Source organism: Rhodococcus sp. NPDC006774 (genome assembly GCF_040636045.1).
Lineage (GTDB): Bacteria > Actinomycetota > Actinomycetes > Mycobacteriales > Mycobacteriaceae > Rhodococcoides.
Genome location: NZ_JBEYIW010000018.1, coordinates 30240 through 47561, shown reverse-complemented (window position 1 = coordinate 47561; position 17322 = coordinate 30240). Strand labels below are relative to the sequence as shown.

The 17322-nt window shown below is 65.2% G+C and carries 17 protein-coding genes; 8 read left to right on the top strand and 9 right to left on the bottom strand.

Translation table 11 applies throughout. From position 1 onward, the window contains the following. Positions 1–4: 4 nt before the first annotated feature. The 3 genes from ABZ677_RS21985 to ABZ677_RS21975 form a co-directional block, all read right to left on the bottom strand. Complete coding sequence (locus ABZ677_RS21985; RefSeq protein ID WP_037193405.1) at positions 5–1513, bottom strand: CoA-acylating methylmalonate-semialdehyde dehydrogenase; 1509 nt, start codon at positions 1511–1513, stop codon at positions 5–7. A 76-nt stretch (positions 1514–1589) separates the two neighbouring features. Then, positions 1590–2342 carry an SWIM zinc finger family protein gene (locus ABZ677_RS21980; protein ID WP_037193406.1) on the bottom strand — a complete coding sequence of 251 codons (753 nt, stop codon included), beginning with the start codon at positions 2340–2342 and terminating at the stop codon, positions 1590–1592. Further along, positions 2342–5173, bottom strand: a complete 2832-nt coding sequence (locus ABZ677_RS21975; RefSeq protein WP_358373236.1) for a DEAD/DEAH box helicase — start codon at positions 5171–5173, stop codon at positions 2342–2344. Before ABZ677_RS21975 ends, ABZ677_RS21980 begins: the two co-directional genes overlap by 1 nt. 81 nt (positions 5174–5254) lie before the next feature. On the opposite strand from ABZ677_RS21975, the gene ABZ677_RS21970 reads away from it, so the two are divergent. The 3 genes from ABZ677_RS21970 to ABZ677_RS21960 all read left to right on the top strand — a co-directional run bounded on the left by ABZ677_RS21970 (position 5255) and on the right by ABZ677_RS21960 (position 7818). Next, the gene (locus ABZ677_RS21970; RefSeq protein WP_358373233.1) at positions 5255–6160 is read left to right on the top strand and encodes an NADP-dependent oxidoreductase; all 906 of its coding nucleotides are present in this window, start codon (positions 5255–5257) and stop codon (positions 6158–6160) included. Between the two features lie 145 nt (positions 6161–6305). Beyond that, positions 6306–6980: an HNH endonuclease family protein gene (locus ABZ677_RS21965; protein ID WP_082323766.1), complete on the top strand. Its 675-nt coding sequence runs from the start codon at positions 6306–6308 to the stop codon at positions 6978–6980. Positions 6981–6990: 10 nt separating this feature from the next. After that, positions 6991–7818 carry a shikimate 5-dehydrogenase gene (locus ABZ677_RS21960; protein WP_358373230.1) on the top strand — a complete coding sequence of 276 codons (828 nt, stop codon included), beginning with the start codon at positions 6991–6993 and terminating at the stop codon, positions 7816–7818. A gap of 1 nt (position 7819) precedes the next feature. On the opposite strand, the gene nagB is transcribed toward ABZ677_RS21960, so the two are convergent. From nagB to ABZ677_RS21945, 3 genes are read right to left on the bottom strand one after another with little or no spacing between them, the layout of a single operon-like run. Next, positions 7820–8599: a glucosamine-6-phosphate deaminase gene (gene nagB, locus ABZ677_RS21955; protein WP_094633236.1), complete on the bottom strand. Its 780-nt coding sequence runs from the start codon at positions 8597–8599 to the stop codon at positions 7820–7822. After that, positions 8600–9784: an amidohydrolase family protein gene (locus ABZ677_RS21950; protein ID WP_358373227.1), complete on the bottom strand. Its 1185-nt coding sequence runs from the start codon at positions 9782–9784 to the stop codon at positions 8600–8602. Beyond that, complete coding sequence (locus tag ABZ677_RS21945) at positions 9781–11028, bottom strand: PTS transporter subunit EIIC (RefSeq protein ID WP_052047888.1); 1248 nt, start codon at positions 11026–11028, stop codon at positions 9781–9783. Before ABZ677_RS21945 ends, ABZ677_RS21950 begins: the two co-directional genes overlap by 4 nt. Before the next feature lie 175 nt (positions 11029–11203). Between ABZ677_RS21945 and ABZ677_RS21940 the strand changes: the two genes are divergently transcribed. Next, positions 11204–11434 carry a PTS glucose/sucrose transporter subunit IIB gene (locus ABZ677_RS21940; RefSeq protein ID WP_032393491.1) on the top strand — a complete coding sequence of 77 codons (231 nt, stop codon included), beginning with the start codon at positions 11204–11206 and terminating at the stop codon, positions 11432–11434. Then, the gene (locus ABZ677_RS21935) at positions 11431–11892 is read left to right on the top strand and encodes a PTS glucose transporter subunit IIA (protein WP_358373222.1); all 462 of its coding nucleotides are present in this window, start codon (positions 11431–11433) and stop codon (positions 11890–11892) included. Before ABZ677_RS21940 ends, ABZ677_RS21935 begins: the two co-directional genes overlap by 4 nt. Before the next feature lie 2 nt (positions 11893–11894). Here ABZ677_RS21935 and ABZ677_RS21930 read toward each other — a convergent pair whose 3' ends face one another. After that, complete coding sequence (locus ABZ677_RS21930; RefSeq protein ID WP_037193713.1) at positions 11895–12641, bottom strand: GntR family transcriptional regulator; 747 nt, start codon at positions 12639–12641, stop codon at positions 11895–11897. Between the two features lie 179 nt (positions 12642–12820). Between ABZ677_RS21930 and ABZ677_RS21925 the strand changes: the two genes are divergently transcribed. Both ABZ677_RS21925 and ABZ677_RS21920 read left to right on the top strand, forming a co-directional pair. Beyond that, complete coding sequence (locus tag ABZ677_RS21925) at positions 12821–14038, top strand: benzoate/H(+) symporter BenE family transporter (protein ID WP_358373219.1); 1218 nt, start codon at positions 12821–12823, stop codon at positions 14036–14038. Positions 14039–14048: 10 nt separating this feature from the next. Continuing rightward, entirely contained in the window at positions 14049–14522 is a 474-nt protein-coding gene (locus tag ABZ677_RS21920) for a thioesterase family protein (RefSeq protein ID WP_094633239.1), read from the top strand. Positions 14523–14526: 4 nt separating this feature from the next. On the opposite strand, the gene ABZ677_RS21915 is transcribed toward ABZ677_RS21920, so the two are convergent. Then, the gene (locus tag ABZ677_RS21915; protein ID WP_358373216.1) at positions 14527–15552 is read right to left on the bottom strand and encodes a phosphotransferase family protein; all 1026 of its coding nucleotides are present in this window, start codon (positions 15550–15552) and stop codon (positions 14527–14529) included. A gap of 114 nt (positions 15553–15666) precedes the next feature. Beyond that, entirely contained in the window at positions 15667–15993 is a 327-nt protein-coding gene (locus ABZ677_RS21910; RefSeq protein ID WP_358373214.1) for a hypothetical protein, read from the bottom strand. Between the two features lie 591 nt (positions 15994–16584). On the opposite strand from ABZ677_RS21910, the gene ABZ677_RS21905 reads away from it, so the two are divergent. Further along, on the top strand, positions 16585–17298 hold the full coding sequence (locus ABZ677_RS21905; RefSeq protein ID WP_358373211.1) for a hypothetical protein: 714 nt from the start codon (positions 16585–16587) through the stop codon (positions 17296–17298). Positions 17299–17322 lie beyond the last annotated feature (24 nt).

Sequence of the window (17322 nt, the reverse complement as noted above, 5' to 3'; positions counted from 1 at the left end):
CGGATCAGTCCATGTTCGGAATGACGAAGTGATTCTGTGCTGCCGCCTCTTTGGTGCCCGACGGCCAGCGCTGCGTGACGGTCTTGGTCTTGGTGTAGAAGCGGATCGAATCGGGTCCGTGCTGGTTCAGATCGCCGAATCCCGAACGCTTCCAACCACCGAACGTGTGGTACGCGATCGGGACCGGAATCGGCACGTTGACGCCGACCATGCCCACCTGGACGCGGGAGCAGAAGTCGCGGGCGGTATCACCGTCACGGGTGAAGATGGAGACGCCGTTGCCGTATTCGTGTTCGGTGGGCAGGCGCAGCGCGTCCTCGTAGTCCTTCGCGCGCACGACGATCAGGACCGGTCCGAAGATTTCTTCCTTGTAGATGCGCATGTCGGTGGTCACCTTGTCGAACAACGTTGCGCCGGCGAAGAATCCACCCTCGTGGCCTTCGAGGCTGAATCCGCGTCCGTCGACGACGAGTTCGGCCCCCTCGTCCACACCGATCTGGGTGTAATCGTTGACTCGCTTCAAAGCATCGCTGCCCACGAGCGGTCCGAAGTCCGCGTCCTCGTCGTCGCTGCGGCCGATCTTCAGCTTCGCCACTCGCTCGGTCAGTTTGGCAACGAGGGCGTCGGCGGTCTCCTCACCGACCGGTACCGCGACGGAGATGGCCATGCAGCGCTCGCCTGCCGAACCGTAGGCGGCACCGAGAAGAGCGTCCGCAACCTCGTCGAGATCGGCGTCGGGCATCACCAGGGCATGGTTCTTGGCTCCACCGAAGCACTGCGCGCGCTTGCCGTGCTGCGCTGCGGTCTCGTAGATGTACTGCGCGATGGGAGTCGAGCCCACGAAGCCGATCGCCTTGACGCGGTCGTCGGTGAGGAGCACGTCGACAGCATCCTTGCCGCCGTTGACGACGTTGAACACACCCGGCGGCAGTCCCGCTTCGAGGAAGAGCTCGGCGAGCTTGAGCGGGACGGACGGGTCACGCTCGGAGGGCTTGAGGATGAACGCGTTTCCGCAGGCGATGGCCGGGCCGGCCTTCCACAGGGGAATCATCGCGGGGAAGTTGAACGGGGTGATTCCTGCTACGACGCCGAGCGGCTGACGCATCGAGTAGACGTCGATTCCGCCTCCTGCGCCTTCGGTGTACTCACCTTTGAGCAGATGCGGGACGCCGACGGCGAACTCCACGACCTCGACGCCACGCTGGATGTCGCCCTTGGCGTCGGCGATCGTCTTGCCGTGCTCGGACGAGAGCAAGCGGGCCAGTTCCTCGGTGTCGCGGGTGACGAGCGCCAGGAACTTCATCAGGACGCGGGCCCGACGCTGCGGGTTCCACTTGGCCCATTCACGTTGGGCCTGTTCGGCATCGGCGATGACGGCCTCGACCTCGGATACGTCGGCCAGCGGCACACGGGCCTGAACCTCGCCGGTGTTGGGGTCGAAGACGTCCCCGAAGTTTCCGGAGGTGCCTGCGACGTGCTTGCCGCCGATGAAGTGAGTGAGTTCGCGAGCCATGGGAGTGTCCGTCCTCGAGCGTGGAAGTGAAGTACGCCCATCCTATAGTCGGATGTCCATGTAAGTCCAGGAGTGGTCACATCCGGTCGTAGAACTGCCTCAGATCGGCGCCGGCGCGACTGACCTCGGCCTCGGTCGAGCCGTCGGCGCGGAAGATTCGGCGCAGGATCAACGGATCGAGATCGTCCACCGCGGGGGCGAACGACACCTGGGGAAGTTCGGGGAAAGACGCGCGATCGGCGAACCAGTCATCGGGGTCGAACTCGTCGTCCCCGTCACCGACACCTTCGATCAGTTGATCGAGATCGACTCCACGCAACGTCAGGATGGTCGCGGCGGACGCGTCGATGTGCTCGGCGGCGATGTACATCAGAGCCGCCGCGTGTTTGCAGGGCCACCCGTCGTCGGGGCATGTGCAGTCGAAATCGAGCTGCCCCTTGTCGTGCGGCAGCAACACCGACGCCAGTGCCTGCGGAATGGCATTGGAAGCCAGCTCGGCCAGCATGCCGGGGTTCGATCGCACCCTGCCGACCAGCGCGGCTACTTCACCCTGCGTGAGCGGGTCGACGGTGACCGAGGCCGAGAACGGCTCGAGCTGACTGCCCTGCACCTCGCCGTATATCTGCCCGCGCTCGACACCGAGAGTGAGCACCTGCCCTTGGCGCGCATACGTTCTGCCCCGAGCAATCCGACCCGGATCCGCGAGGTCTTCCATGGCCGCCACGAAATGCCTGCCCCACCACGTCTGCCCGAACGCGCCGCGCTTGTTTCTGGACTCGATGCCGCCCTTGGCTTTTCGCCGCTTGCCGTACTGCGAGAAGTCGACCATCACTCCCCCACCGCATCCTCGCTGAGGCGGAACAGTTCCTGCAGCTCCGCGGTGTCCATCTCGGTCACCCAGTTCTCGCCGGTGCCCACCGCCAGATTCGCCAGGTCTTGCTTGGAGACGAGCATCGAGTCGATCCGTTCCTCCACGGTGCCGACGCACAGCAGTTTGCGCACCTCGACGTTCTTGCGCTGCCCGATGCGAAAGGCCCGGTCCGTCGCCTGATTCTCCACCGCCGGATTCCACCATCGATCCAGATGAACGACATGATTGGCGGCCGTGAGATTCAACCCGGTGCCGCCGGCCTTGAGCGAGAGCATCATGATCGGCGGACCGTCGTCGGTCTGGAACTTCTCCACCATCTCGTCGCGCTTGGTCTTGCTCACGCCGCCGTGCAGGAACGGCACCTCGGTGCCGAATCGTTCGGCGAAGTAGGGTGCCACGAGCTCACCGAACTCCCGGAACTGCGTGAACAACAACGCTTTCTCGTTGTCACCCAGAATCGAGTCGAGCATGTCCTCCACCAGACCGATCTTGCCGGAACGATGCTGCCCCCTCTTGAGCACCGGCGAGCCGTCGGACAGGAAATGAGCGGGGTGATTGCACACCTGTTTGAGACGAGTGAGCGCGGACAGCACCGCACCCTTGCGCTTCATACCCTTCGCGTCGGCGATCTGCGCCATCATCTCGTCGACGACGGCCTTGTACAGCGCAGCCTGCTCGGCCGTCAGGTTGGCGCGCACGGTCATCTCGTTCTTCTCGGGCAGATCCGAGATGACCGTCGGATCGGTCTTGACGCGACGCAGAATGAACGGCGAGGTGATGGCGCGCAGACGCGAGACTGCGCTCTCGTCGTTCTCTCGCTCGATCGGAACCGAGAATCGCTTTCGAAAGTCCGACGGCCTACCGAGCATTCCCGGATTGGCGAAGTCGAGAATGGACCTCAGCTCGTCGAGACGATTCTCGACCGGCGTTCCGGTGAGCGCCAGCTTGTGATCCGCGGGGATCGCGAGCGCCGCCTTGGCCTGCACGGTCCCCGAGTTCTTGATGTGTTGCGCCTCGTCGAGGACCACACGACGCCACGTCTGCTCCGCCAGCTGCGCGCGATCCTTGGCCATCAGCGCGTACGTGGTGACGATCAGATCGTGCTCGGCGATCGCCCGGTCGAGCTCCTCGTCGCGTAGTCGCGTCGGACCGTGATGCACCAGAACTCGCAGTGCCGGAGTGAATTTCGCCGCCTCACGCTGCCAGTTGCCGACCACCGACATCGGTGCCACCAGCAGCGTCGGCGTCGAACTCTTCTCGTGCGCGAGCAGTGTCAGCACCTGCAGCGTCTTGCCCAGCCCCATGTCGTCGGCGAGTACCGCCCCGAGACCGAGCCGACTCATGAACGCGAGCCAATCGAGCCCACGCTGCTGATACGGCCGCAGAGTCGCGTTCACACCGGCCGGTACGGGGATCGTCTCCGGCACCACACCGGGCTCGAGCAACGTGGCCGCCCATCCCGAGGCACGAATGTCCTGGACCGGAGCCGGCGGTGGATCGGCCAGAGTCATCTCGCGCATCAGCGTGCTCAGCGCAGTCCCGTCACCGTGATGCTCGGCGACGTACTTGGCAGCCCGCGCGAGCTGACCGCCGTCGGCCAACACCCACTGACCGCGGAGCCGTACGAGATCGCCCTTCGAGACGGCGAGCCTGTTCATCTCCGCCTCGGTGAGCACCATGTCGCCGAGTTGGAGCTGCCAGTCGTAGGACACCAGTTCGTCCATGCCGACCGCCCGATCGGCTGCCGCTTTCGTCACCGCCGGTGACTCGACGCGCAGCCTCATCGACGGATCCAGCCTCGTCCAGGCCCGAGGCAACAGAACCGTCGTCCCGGTGGCCTGCAGTGCCGTCGCACCGTGTTCGACGAGGTCGATGACCACCGACGTCGGAAGCAACAGATCGAGGGTGCCTTCCTGAGACGGCAGATCGCGCAGTCTCGGGTACGCCGCCACGGCGTCGCCGAGCTTGCGCACGGCGATGGAGAGCAGAGTGGCATCGACCTTGCGGCTCATCGGAACCGGTCGCGGCGCTTCGCCATCGGCTCGCAGACACACCTGCAGCGTCCAGTAGGACTCCACTGCGTCCTCGGAGGAACTGTCGACGGCGTCATCGTCATCGGGTTCGAGCAGGCGGAGCACCAGGGACGGCTCGTCGACGGTGAGGCTTCCACGCCAGTTCTCGAGCAACGTCGACATCTGTTGGGTGCCATCGGCATACGGGTCGTCGCGAATCAGAGCCGACAACAGCGGATGCTCCGAGTCGGGTCTGCCCAGAACCGATCTGACGATCGGATCGGTGAGCTCCTCCACCATGTCGTCGAGGATCTTCTTGGGCCGCTCACCCGCACGCTGCACCGAGGGCATCGCGACGGCGAGTTCGCTGAGCCAGGCACGTTGACGTTCGCCCCCGACCAGACGCCACCGCGGCCACCACTGCCCGTCCATCAACTTCAGGGCCGGAACGACGCGACCGCCGCGGACCCAGCGTTCGATTCCGCGGGCGACGTGCGCCAGGTAGCGGAGGTCACCGGAGATCGACGGGTGGTCGGACGGCGTCCGCAACAGCAGGTCGGCACCGTCGTGCGGGGCGAGTGCGATGGCCGGAACCTGTACCGGGGCCTGCGCGGTGGAGGTGCGTCCGGATGACGGAAACGACACCGCGGCACGGTGCCGGAACGTTCTGGTGAGCACGTGCGCGTGGGTCGGCGGCAGATCGGGTTCGTCGCCGGTGGTGATCTCGTCGTCCCACAGCATCAGCCCGGCACCGGGAGACCAGAGACCGTGCAGCATCGGTCCATCCAATCAGCAAGCACCGACACACTTCAGGTGAGGCGCTCCCGAGCGGGTCGCTGGGTGAGGCACAGTATGTACATGATCGCGTACGGCTTCAGTGAATACGGCGGACCCGACACCGAATACCTTCTCGACCTCCCTGTCCCCGAGCCGGGACCGGGGCAGATTCTCGTCGCGGTCCACGCCGCCGGGGTCAATCCCGCGGATTGGAAGGTGCGGGCGGGCAACCGCAAGGACACCGTGCAGATCACCTTGCCCGCGGTTCTGGGTCGGGAAGTATCGGGCACGATCGTGTCGGTCAGCGGCGATGTGGCCGACTTCGCGGTGGGCGACCACGTGTTCGGAGCCACCGCGTCGGGATACGGAGGCTATGCGCAGTACACCGTGCTCAACGCGTCGAGCAGTGCCCACAAGCCGGAAGCCGTCTCGTGGGCAGCCGCGGCCACGCTGCCGGTGGCTGCCGGAACCGCGTACGACGCGCTGCGCCGACTCGCCGTCGGCGCGGGTGATTCCATCCTGGTGCTGGGCGCGGGTGGCGGCGTGGGTTCGACCGTTCTGCAACTCGCGCGAGCCGACGGTATCGACGTTCTCGCGGTCGCGAGCGCTGGCAAGCGGGAGTGGATCGAGAGCCTCGACGCAGAATTTCTCGCCTCCGGCCCCGATTTCGTCGACTCGATGTCACGACCGGTGAACGGCATCATCGATCTCGTCGGAGGCGACAGCTTGCGCGCCGCCGCGACCGCAGTGACCGCGGGGGTGCCGATCGTCAGCGTCGCAGACCCGGTGCTCGCAGCGCAGTGGGGCGGTTCCGGAGTCGATCGCGACCGCACCACCGCGGCATTTGCGCGGCTGGCGGACCTGACCGCGTCGGGCGTCATTCGTCCGCGAATCGACCATGTGTTCCCGCTCGAACGTGCGGGTGAGGCTCTCGCCCTCGTCGAGGACGGGCACGTGCTCGGCAAGGTCGTCGTCGAGGTTCGCTGATGCCGGACTCGTGTCGGCGGAGAACTGTCGGGACCTTCCGGCACACTGCTGTCGCGAGGACCGATGACCGAACAACAAGATCGACGATGGGGCGTGCGTGAGAAAGCTGTGGGTGGCGGTACTGCTGGCGATCGCCGCGGCCGTGATGGCTGTGTTCGGCTCGTGCGACCGGCCCGTCGTCCCCGGCTTCTCCCCCGCCGAACCGGCTCCCGGTAGCCCCACTCGCACCCAGATCGAGCAGTTGCTTGCCCAGGTTCGTGTGGTCGCCGACCGACCCGATGCTCTCGGCTACGAGCGCGGGTGCAAGAGCGGCGAAGGGTGTGTGTTCGGCCCGGCATGGACGGACGACTACGACGGGCCGGGCGGCCACGACGGTTGCGGTACCCGCGACAACGTCCTGGCGCTGTCGATGACCGGGGTCGAGTTCCGGGCGGGCACCCGCGACTGCGTCGTGCTGTCGGGTTCGCTCGCAGACCCGTACTCCGGTGAGCCGATGCAGTTCACCAAGTCCGACGCCGGAAAGATTCAGATCGATCACGTCTACCCGCTGTCCGCTGCGTGGGATATGGGCGCGAACATGTGGTCGCCCGACAAACGCGTTCGGTTCGCCAACGACGTGGCGTTCAATCTGCTCGCGGTCAACGGAGCAGACAATCAGAGCAAGAGCGACAAGACACCCTCGCAATGGTTGCCGCCGAACGCGGCCTACCACTGCTTCTACGCGGGCAAGTACCTCTCGGTCGCTGCGCAGTACGAGTTGCCGATCACCCAGGACGATCGGAGTGTTCTCGCTTCGGTCGCCTCGACGTGCGCGGCGTAACGTCTCAGCGATGGCAACAGCACACCCGCGCAGCTTCCTCGACCGTGAGACACAGCTCTGTATGTCCCTGTCCGGCCGACCGAGCAATATCGGAACTCGCTTCCACAACTATCTCTACGACGAATTGAACCTGAATTTCGTCTACAAGGCGTTCACCACCACCGACCTCGCCGCCGCGGTGGGGGGTGTTCGCGCGCTGGGCATCCGAGGCTGCGCCGTGTCGATGCCGTTCAAGGAAGATGTGATCGAACTGGTCGACGTGATGCACGAGTCGGCGAGCGCGATCGAATCCGTCAACACGATCGTCAACGAGAACGGCGTCCTGCACGCGTACAACACCGACTACCAGGCCGTCGCGAACCTACTCGCCGCGAGCGGCTTCTCGACCGACTACTCGGTGGCCGTCACCGGCAGCGGCGGTATGGCCAAGGCTGTCGTTGCCGCACTGCGGGATTCGGGTTTCACCCGGGGCACCGTCGTCGCCCGCAACACGAACACCGGCCCGGTGCTCGCCGAGTCCTACGGCTACGACTGGTCTGGAGACGCAGTGGGCGCAGACCTGCTGGTGAACGTGACTCCGGTGGGTATGGCCGGCGGACCGGACGCTGATTCGGCACCGTTCACCGTCGAGCAGATCGACGCAGCGAAGGCCGTGTTCGACGTCGTCGCCATGCCGTCGGAGACGCCGCTGATCGTTGCTGCCCGAGCGGCGAACAAGCCCGTGATCACCGGCGCTCAGGTCATCGCCCTGCAGGCGGCAGAACAGTTCGTCCTCTACACCGGAGTGCGGCCGTCGGACGACCAGATCGCGCGCGCATCGGAGTTCTCGCGCAGCTGACTCACAGGTGCTGCCACCGGGGCTTGTTTGCATAGGCGTACCGGTAGTAGTCCGCGAGTGCGAGCGACGCCGCCGCGGCCTCGTCCAACAGCACCGTTGCGTGCGGGTGCCATTGGATCGCCGACGCCGGACAGTGCGCCGACAGCGGTCCTTCGACGGCCGCCGCCACCGCGTCCGCTTTCGACTCCCCCGTTGCGATCAACACCAGGTGACGGGCCTCGTCGATGGTGCCGAGACCCTGCGTCAGTACGTGATGCGGCACGTCCTCGGGCGAATCGAAGAAACGGGCATTGTCGGCGCGAGTCTGTTCGGTCAGCGTCTTGACCCGCGTCCGCGATCGCAGTGAAGATCCGGGCTCGTTGAAGCCGATGTGTCCGTCGGTGCCGATTCCGAGGATCTGAACATCGATGCCGCCTGCCGCCGCGATCGCCGCGTCGTACCGCTGCGCCTCCGCCGCGATGTCGTCCGCTTCGCCGTCGGGCGAGAACACTGCGGCGTCGTCCAGGTCGACGTGGTCGACGAAGTTGTCTCGAATGAACGAGAAGTAGGACTGCTCGGCTGCTTTCGCCAGTCCGATGTATTCGTCGAGGAGAAAGGCTCGGCATCGCGCGAACGACAGGCCGTCGTCCCGATGCCGTCGCGCCAACTCGCGATAGGTGCCCACCGGGGTCGACCCGGTCGCCAGTCCCAGTACAGCCGGACCGGCTCGCACCACTCGTTCGACGATGTCGGCGGCCGTTCGATCCACTGCGTCGACCCCCTCGAGGATCACGACCTCCATCTAGCTGTCCTCTCTGAGTGCAGTTCCGCTTCTGATCACCTGTAGTGGCTCGAACGCCGCGTCGACCACCAGCACGTCGGCTCTCATGCCCTGTTCGAGGCACCCGATGTCGGAGCCGAGTCCGATCGATGCCGCCGGAGTCGACGATGCGGCCCGGACCGCTTCGACAATGGGCACGCCGGCGTCCAGCACGGCGCGGCGCACCAGGTCCAGCACGGTCGCGGTTCCGCCCGCGATCGGAGCGGTCTCGGAGTCTGCGTCGCGGGACAACCGTGCGACCGAGTGCTGGACGGTCACATCCAGTGGTCCGAGTCGGTAGCGACCGTCCGGCATTCCGGCCGCGGCCATCGCGTCGGACACCAGCGCGATCTGTGCGCCACCGACGAGATCGAACACCGCGCGCACGGTCTCGTCGGCGAGATGCACTCCGTCGCCTATCAATTCGAGCACCATCACGCTGCGGGCCGCGGCCGCCAGGCACTCGCTCACTGGGCCCGGCGATCGATGATGCCAGGTCGGCATTCCGTTGAACAGGTGCGTGGCCGTCATCGGACCGTCTCCCAGCGACTCGACAGCGCGTCGGGTGGTGAGCGCATCGGCGTCCGTGTGCCCGATGCTCGGCAGTATGCCGTTCTCCCGCAACATCTCTGCTACGGCAGCGAAACCGTCGATCTCGGGCGCAAGGGTCATCGACCGCACGGCTCCCCGGCCCGCGGCCAGTATGTCGTGCAGCAGTCCGGGATCTCCGCTGCGCAGCGAGGCCGGGTCCTGTGCGCCGCAGCGGGCGACCGAGAGAAACGGCCCCTCGATGTGGACGCCTGCGATGTCACCGGACTCGTACAGATCGGCCAACAGCGACGTCTGCTCGATCAGTCGTTCCGGCGGTGCCGACACCAGTGAGGCGAGCATCGTCGTGGTCCCGCGGGAGCGGTGATGCCGCACCGCCGTCATGAGATCGACGGCCGGTGAATCGGGAAACGAAGCCCCCGCTCCACCGTGGCAGTGCAGATCGATCAACCCGGGGAGGATCGTCGAATTCGTGTGCGGTGCTCGATCACCGGTCCATGCCGATGCCGGTCCGACCCAGGAGATCCGGTCTCCCGTCGACGCGACGACGCCGTCCTCGATCACCTGGTCGCGCGTGACGACACGCCCTCGGAGCGTCGTTGCAGTGGATGCGGTCATGCCCGGTCGGGTTCGAGCACAGCGTCGTCCTCACGTCCGGGGGTGCGCAGGTTCCACTTCTTGATGACGAAGCTGAACAGGAAGTAGTAGATCACCGCGTACACCAGGCCGATTGGAATGAGCAGCCATGCCTTGGTGGCGATTCCGTAGTTCAGCAGGTAGTCGATGCCACCGGCGGAGAAGAAGAATCCGTCATGGATTCCGAGGGCATTGGTCAGCGCCATAGAGGTTCCGGTCAACACCGCGTGGATGATGTAGAGCGGCCAGGCCACGAACATGAACGAGTATTCGAGCGGCTCGGTGATCCCGGTGACGAAGGCAGTCAGGCCGGTGGACAACATGATTCCGCCGACGATCTTCTTCTGCGACGGCTTGGCGTTGCGGTAGATCGCGAATGCCGCAGCGGGAAGTGCGAACATCATGATCGGGAAGAATCCGGTCATGAACACTCCGGCGGACGGGTCGCCGGCGAAGAACCGGTTCAGATCGCCGCGGACCAATTGACCGCTTGCATCCTGGTAGTCCCCCACCAGGAACCAGACGACGGAGTTCAGAATGTGGTGCAGCCCTGTGGGAATGAGCATGCGGTTGGCGAAGCCGTAGATTCCGCTACCCACCACGCTGTGGTCGGCGACGGTGTTGCCCACCCACTGGAGAGCGCTGTAGAAGAGTGGGTACACGAACGACATGATCACGGCGACGACGAGACCGGTGATCGCCGTCATGATCGGCACCAGACGACGGCCGCTGAAGAAGCCGAGATAATCAGGCAGCTTCTGTCGATAGAAACGCTGCCAGAGAATTGCCGAGAGCAGTCCGATGACGATGCCTGCCAACACGCCGTAGTCGATCACTGCCGGGTCACCGTTGGCATCGACCTCTCCGTCGAGCACGACCGGCGACATTGCCGTGAAGACTCCGTTCATCACCATGTAGCCGACCACAGCTGCGAGCGCGGTCGAACCATCGGACTTCTTGGCCCAGCCGATGGCGATACCGACCGCGAAGATGAGGGGAAGCCAGGTGAAAACCGACTGGCCTGCCGCGGAGATGACCGCAGCAGTGGTCTTCAGTGCGCTGAACCTCCCCAGCAGGTCGTCCTGACCGAGCCGCAGGAGAATTCCGGCTGCGGGCAGAACAGCGATCGGCAGCATGAGGCTGCGACCGAACCGCTGCAGCCCGGCCAATGATCGTGATTCCTTCTTCGGCTCGGTATCGATCGAGTCCGTCTTCTTCGGGGTCATGGCGACCTTCTCTTCGAGGCTGGTCCTTCGAGGGCAATTTCGCTGTTGTGACCGGATGCCATCAGGGGTACTGTCCGGTCATTACCAGTTGTAGTTTGGCCAGGTGGCAGGCTCGTGTCAACCCGGCCGTGTGATCCACCCGACAGATACAAGCCGACAGAAAGCGAGAATCCACATGTCCAAAGCGGACGCGATCGTCGAAGGCCTCGGCGGTGCCGACAACATCGTCGAGATCGAAGCGTGCATCACTCGGCTGCGCACCGAGGTGAAGGACGGGTCGTTGGTGAACGAGGCGGCGCTCAAGGCAGCAGGTGCCCACGGCGTATTTCACAAGGGAACCGCCGTTCAGGTCATCGTCGGTCCCGAAGCGGACACGCTCGCAGAAGACATCGGCGACATCCTGTGAGCGCAAGGGCGATCCTCAGCCCGGTTGCCGGGCAGGTCATCTCGCTCGCCGACGTGCCCGACCCGGTGTTCTCGGCGCAGATGGTCGGCTCCGGTGTCGCACTACGCCCGGCTCCGAACGACGGGTCCGTCGAGGTTCGTTCACCGGTCGCGGGCACGATCCTCAAACTTCACCCGCACGCGTTCGTCGTCTTCACCGAGGACAAGGCGGGCGTGTTGGTGCACATCGGCATCGACACCGTGAAGATGAGGGGCGCGGGCTTCGAACTCGTTGCAGCAGAGGGCGATCGAGTCGAGGCCGGCGACCTCGTCGTCACCTACGATCCCGCAGCGATCGCGGCGGCGGGCTACTCGGATGTCGTTCCGGTGGTGTTGATGGATTCGAAGCCGGATTCGGTCACGAGTGCGAGCATCGACAACTCCGTGGCAGTGGGCGACCTACTGTTCGAGCTGCCCTGATCTCACCGACGCTGCGGGGTGCGTCGCCCGCCTTCGACTTCCATCGACAATTGGTACCGATCGCAGCGGTACCAGCTCTCGGTATGTTCGAGCGGCTCGTCGCCACTGAAGGAGACTCGGTCGAAATACAGCACGGGGGCGCCGCGCTTGGTGCCGAGCAGGGTGGCGGTATCACTGTCTGCCGCAGTGGCTTTGACGGTCTGCTCGGCCCGGTCGATGGTCAACCCGTAGTGGATCTGGACGGCCTCGTACACAGACTTGCTCAGATCGTGCTCGATCAGGCCGGGTAGCAGGGAAGCCCGGTACCACGCGTCGTCGACGCTGACCGGTTCGGCGTCGGCCAGCCGTAGACGCTTGACGTGGTAGGTCTGTTCTCCGTCGGCCAGGCCGAGAGCACGAGTCGTTGCCGCCGAGGGGCTTTCGAGCCGCGCGAACAGCACCACCGTGGTAGGCGTCAGCCCCTGCGCGCGCATCTCCTCGGAGAACGATGCCAGGTGCAAACGAGACTGCACGGTGCGACTGGCCACGAACGTGCCCTTGCCACGGACCCGAACCAGGTGTCCGTCGTTGACGAGCTGGCCGATGGCCTCGCGGACGGTGATGCGGCTGACGCCGTAGTCCTCCATCAGTTTTCGCTCGCTGGGCATCAGATCGCCGGGTTGCAGCTCCTTGGTGCAGCGGTGCAACAGAATTGCGCGAAGCTGTTCGTGCTTCGGGACTTGACTGTCCCTCAGATGTACGGGCATCACCACTGCGCCGGCCTTTCCGTCACTCGCCGAACCAGCGGTACGGACTGGTCCGGTCCAACCAAGAGACTACGTCACGTCGACGGTGCCCCGACAGCATTCGGCCACGGACTGGTGGCGCCGACTCGGCTCGAGGGGAAACGACGCGACAGGCGACGGCCCACAGTGCATCATCGTCAGTCGTGACCACAGCCGACGCCGCCGACAGACCGACGCCACTCTCGACCCCTGTCAGCGCTGGAATCGTGGCCTCACTGGTCGGCTTCACCAGCTCGTTCGCTGTCGTGCTGACGGGCCTGCGGGCAGTAGGTGCCAGCCCGACCGAGGCGGCCTCGGGATTGCTGGCGCTCTGTGTCACGCAGGCGGTGGGCATGATGTGGCTCGCACGCAGATATCGACAGCCCATCACCCTGGCGTGGTCGACGCCGGGCGCTGCGCTGCTCGCCGGAACCGGTGTGGTCGTCGGAGGGTGGCCCGCCGCTGTGGGTGCCTTCGTCACTGTCGGGGTGCTGATCGTCCTGACGGGCCTGTGGCCCAGACTCGGCGCTGCGGTGTCGAAGATTCCGGTACCACTCGCTCAGGCGATGTTGGCCGGAGTGCTGCTACCGCTGTGCGCGGCACCGGTCGGTGCGTTTGCCGACTCACCTGCTCGGATAGCGCCGGTGGTACTCGTCTGGCTCGTGGTACTTCGATTCAGTGCGCGCTGGGCGGTGCCCGCTGCGTTCCTCGCGGCGGCTGCAGTCATCGCAGCGGACTTGATCGGCGGCGGCACACCCATCGCGGCGTCCGATCTGATCCCTCGAATCGACTGGACGGTTCCGCACTGGACCTGGCAGGCGACGATCGGTATAGCGGTGCCGCTGTACATCGTCACCATGGCGTCGCAGAACATCCCGGGCACCACCGTCATGGCGTCGTTCGGCTTCCGAATTCCTTGGCGGGCGTCGATGACGGTCACCGGAACCGGAACTGTCCTGGGCGCATTCGCGGGTGGGCACACGATCAACCTCGCCGCGATCAGCGCTGCGCTCGCGGCGAATCCCAGTGCCCATCCGGACCCGAAGCGGCGTTGGGTCGCGGCCTTCTCCGCGGGTTCCTCGTATCTGGTGTTGGCGCTGCTGTCCGCGGCATTGGCAACCCTGGTTGCCGCAGCCCCGGCAGGCGTGGTCGAAACCGTTGCCGGACTTGCTTTGTTGGGAACTCTCGCGGCATCACTGTTCAGTGCACTCGAACATGCATCGGACAGAGAGGCGACCGTTCTGACGTTCCTCGTCGCCGCTTCCGGCCTGACGTTCGCAGGAATCGGCTCCGCATTCTGGGCCTTGGTCGTCGGTCTGGTGGTCCGAGCGATCCTGCGTCGGCAGTCCCCTGCGACGCCCGCTGCCGACGCCACTGGTTAGGGTCACGTTCATGACCGATCAGGTGAACCCAGGGCCGGAGTTGTCGCACGCATCGGACTATCCGGCTCTGTGGCCCGTGACAACGCGATGGGACGACAACGACCACTACGGCCATGTCAACAACGTCACCTACTACGCGTATTTCGATACCGCCGTCAACGGTTGGTTGATGGAGACGACCGGACTCGACATCCGCACACTGCCGGCGATCGGTGTCGTCGCCGAAACCTCGTGCCGCTACCTGTCCGAGTTGAGCTTTCCGGATCGCCTTCAGGTGGGCTTGGCCGTCGAGAAGCTGGGCACCCGTAGCATCGTGTACTCGCTCGGGTTGTTCCGCGAGGCAGGCAACGATGCGTTGGAGCTGGCGGCGAGGGGTCGATTCGTACACGTGTACGTCGACGGGACAACGCGTAGACCGGTGGCGATTCCGCCCGAAATCGAGAGCGCAGCGCGGACTCTGGTGATCGGGACCGGGTCGATCTGACCGACTACAGGCCGATCTCGTCGGCTGTACGCAACGCCCTGGTGACGATGTCGTCGATGAGCGTCGTGGTCGGCCCGCCTGCCACGGCCCGGTTTCGCGAGTCGGCTTCCATACGGCGCATGACACCTTCGGCGATGATCGAGAGCTTCCACAACGCCAGCACCTGCCAGAATCCGACATCGGAGACGTCGCGCCCGGTGTGTTGCGCATACGACTCGACGAGCTCGGCCCGAGTGGGAAAGCCCGGCAGAGTCGACGCCATGAACGGACCGGCGACCCCGTCGTCGGCTTGCGGCCAGTAGGCCAGCAGGCCGCCGAGGTCCGCCAACGGATCTCCGAGTGTGCACAGCTCCCAGTCGACGACCGCCGCGACACGACCGTCGTCGCGGGCCGTGATGACGTTGCTGAGGTGGAAGTCTCCGTGTACCAGGGTCACTTCGTGCTGCGGAGGAATCCCCGCTGCCAATCGAGTTGCCAGCGAATCGATACCGGGTACGTCGCGAGTGCGCGAGGATTCCCACTGCTTGGTCCACCGGGCGAGTTGGCGAGCGGCGTACGGCTTGTGACTGGCCAGATCTGCCAGACCCGAGGAGTCGAGATCGACGCGGTGGATGTCGGACAGTGCCACCGTGAGGCCGAGCCCGACGCGGCGTCGGTGATCGGGGTCGAGTTGTTCGGCTGCCGCCACCGAGTCGACGACGATCCCGTCGACGAAACTCATCAGCACGAGCGGGACCTCGGACACCGAAGGATCCTCGGTGATCGCGATCATCTTCGGAACCGGCACCGCCGTGTTCTGCAGTCCGGAAAGAATTCGATGTTCGCGCACCACGTCGTGTGCGGACGCCAGCAGATGCCCCAGTGGTGGACGCCGAAGTACCCAGCTGCTGCCACCGGCGTCGCGCACGGCATAGGTGAGATTGGACTGACCGTTGCCGATTCGCTGGAAGGTGAGAGGCGAGGTTGCGCCGATCCCCAATCCTGCGATCCAGGTCGATACTGCGTCCTCGTCCAGTCCCACTGCGCCCATACAGAACCCTCACTTCGCCGCGCGACACCGTTGTCGACTGCCGTCATCGGAATTCGACCGATAGTAGCGAAGCGGAACCTGCCCTGGTGCGAAAGACTCCGGGCCCGGGGCGAGTCAGCTGGCGCGCACGAAGGCGGGGATCAGAGCCGGTGTGGCAACTGCTGCGGCCGGCACCGCTGCTCCGTGACGCTTGACGGCGATTTCGTCCACTTCGCCGATCAGCATTGCTACCAGCGTCTCCGGCTCGGCCGCCCACACCGAGGAGATGTTGCGTACCTCGGCGGGAGCGAAGAGGCCGCTGTTGGTCAGTGCATCGATCCACTCGGCGACTGCCTCGGCGGTGGGCTCCGGCACGATTGATCGGTCGAGGGAATCCGCTTCGAACTCGTTGCAAAAGAACGCGCGGACCATGTCGAGCTGTCCCTGAGACATTGCGGTCATGTTCTTCTCCTTCGAGTTTCCGGCGTCCGTAGCTGTCGAGTACCCGATTCCGGCGGGCTGTGACGGGCACCACGGTCCGTTTCCAGATCGTTATCGATTTGGGTGTAACGGCCGAATCCGGGTTTCCGATGCGGCTGAAACTACGCCCTTTCGGACGGTCTCGCCCAGGGTGAACTGGACTATGTGAGTATCGTCACACACATGGACCCATCCAATCAACGCCTTGCAACGAAGTCATAGCTCGCATTGCGAAATGCTGTGACGCTGAACAATCGAAGGACAAACGCCCAGCTGAGCGGACCGAGGACCACCAGAGGGCGCGATTCGGCGGCAGGAATGCGAGCATCGCCGATCGAATCCACTCGATTCTATTCCAGGTCAGTGGCCCGCTTGGCCCCCACAAACCAGTTTCCGCCCCCGAATGGATCGGCCAAACCGACTCGGAGAATTTGACTGGCGGCCACCGCTACTCGAAACTGCATGATTCCGCTCAGACCGTGCGGTGTGATCGAATCGTTACCACGGCAAGAATCAGCCGCTTCCCATGTTCCTCACATCCTGCGTTCAGCCGGTTCGGGCACCGTGGCACTCATGCCTCCACCGAGCCTGGATTCCGGACCGATCCGCGCATCCCCCGACGCCGAGACGCCTGCCGTGCCGTCCACCACCTCGAGCCGTCCACGCCGGCGAGCGGTCGTCGTGCGGTCGGCCGTGTCAGGTGCCTCCGCAGTCCTGCTGCTGATCTTCCTGATGTTGGCGCCGCACGCCGCACCCTCGACGTTCGGGGAATCCATCCCCGGCTCGGCACTGGCCGCTCACGTACTCGATGCGATCGATGTGACCGCCGTCTTGATCGCCGTGGCCGCGCTCGCGGTCGTGGCGCTGATACGCAAGCTGCCGTTCGGCATCGGGGTGGTGATCGCCTGCACCATCGGTGCCGTCGTGACCAGTGCGCTCGCTCGCGAGATCATGGGAGCCACGACGGCGTCCGCAGACCTTCCGAGCGGTCAACTCGTCGCCGTGGCCTCGCTGCTCGGAGCTGCATCCATGGTGGCGTCCGCGGCGTGGCGGCCCGTGATCCTCGGTCTGGGAACTGTCGCGACGCTCGCGGTGGCGGCGGCCGCCCTGATCGTCGGATCCGCGTCCATCACCGGGATCGTGAGCGCAGCATCGATCGTGTTCGTGTGGTGGCCGGCGTGCTCGATCGTCATGCTCTTCTCACCCGATGCAGCTGCCCGTGAAGCCCGCAACCCGCTCGACACGGCCGCGCTGGCGGTTCGACGCAAGACGGGGCGCTCCCGGTGATGAACAACGGGAGCGCCCCATCGA

Coding starts and splice junctions, on each gene's coding strand:
- ABZ677_RS21985 (WP_037193405.1), bottom strand. CDS start 1,513: ATGGCTCGCGAACTCACTCACTTCATCGGCGGCAAGCACGTCGCAGGC.
- ABZ677_RS21980 (WP_037193406.1), bottom strand. CDS start 2,342: ATGGTCGACTTCTCGCAGTACGGCAAGCGGCGAAAAGCCAAGGGCGGC.
- ABZ677_RS21975 (WP_358373236.1), bottom strand. CDS start 5,173: ATGCTGCACGGTCTCTGGTCTCCCGGTGCCGGGCTGATGCTGTGGGAC.
- ABZ677_RS21970 (WP_358373233.1), top strand. CDS start 5,255: ATGATCGCGTACGGCTTCAGTGAATACGGCGGACCCGACACCGAATAC.
- ABZ677_RS21965 (WP_082323766.1), top strand. CDS start 6,306: ATGGCTGTGTTCGGCTCGTGCGACCGGCCCGTCGTCCCCGGCTTCTCC.
- ABZ677_RS21960 (WP_358373230.1), top strand. CDS start 6,991: ATGGCAACAGCACACCCGCGCAGCTTCCTCGACCGTGAGACACAGCTC.
- nagB (WP_094633236.1), bottom strand. CDS start 8,599: ATGGAGGTCGTGATCCTCGAGGGGGTCGACGCAGTGGATCGAACGGCC.
- ABZ677_RS21950 (WP_358373227.1), bottom strand. CDS start 9,784: ATGACCGCATCCACTGCAACGACGCTCCGAGGGCGTGTCGTCACGCGC.
- ABZ677_RS21945 (WP_052047888.1), bottom strand. CDS start 11,028: ATGACCCCGAAGAAGACGGACTCGATCGATACCGAGCCGAAGAAGGAA.
- ABZ677_RS21940 (WP_032393491.1), top strand. CDS start 11,204: ATGTCCAAAGCGGACGCGATCGTCGAAGGCCTCGGCGGTGCCGACAAC.
- ABZ677_RS21920 (WP_094633239.1), top strand. CDS start 14,049: ATGACCGATCAGGTGAACCCAGGGCCGGAGTTGTCGCACGCATCGGAC.
- ABZ677_RS21915 (WP_358373216.1), bottom strand. CDS start 15,552: ATGGGCGCAGTGGGACTGGACGAGGACGCAGTATCGACCTGGATCGCA.
- ABZ677_RS21910 (WP_358373214.1), bottom strand. CDS start 15,993: ATGACCGCAATGTCTCAGGGACAGCTCGACATGGTCCGCGCGTTCTTT.
- ABZ677_RS21905 (WP_358373211.1), top strand. CDS start 16,585: ATGCCTCCACCGAGCCTGGATTCCGGACCGATCCGCGCATCCCCCGAC.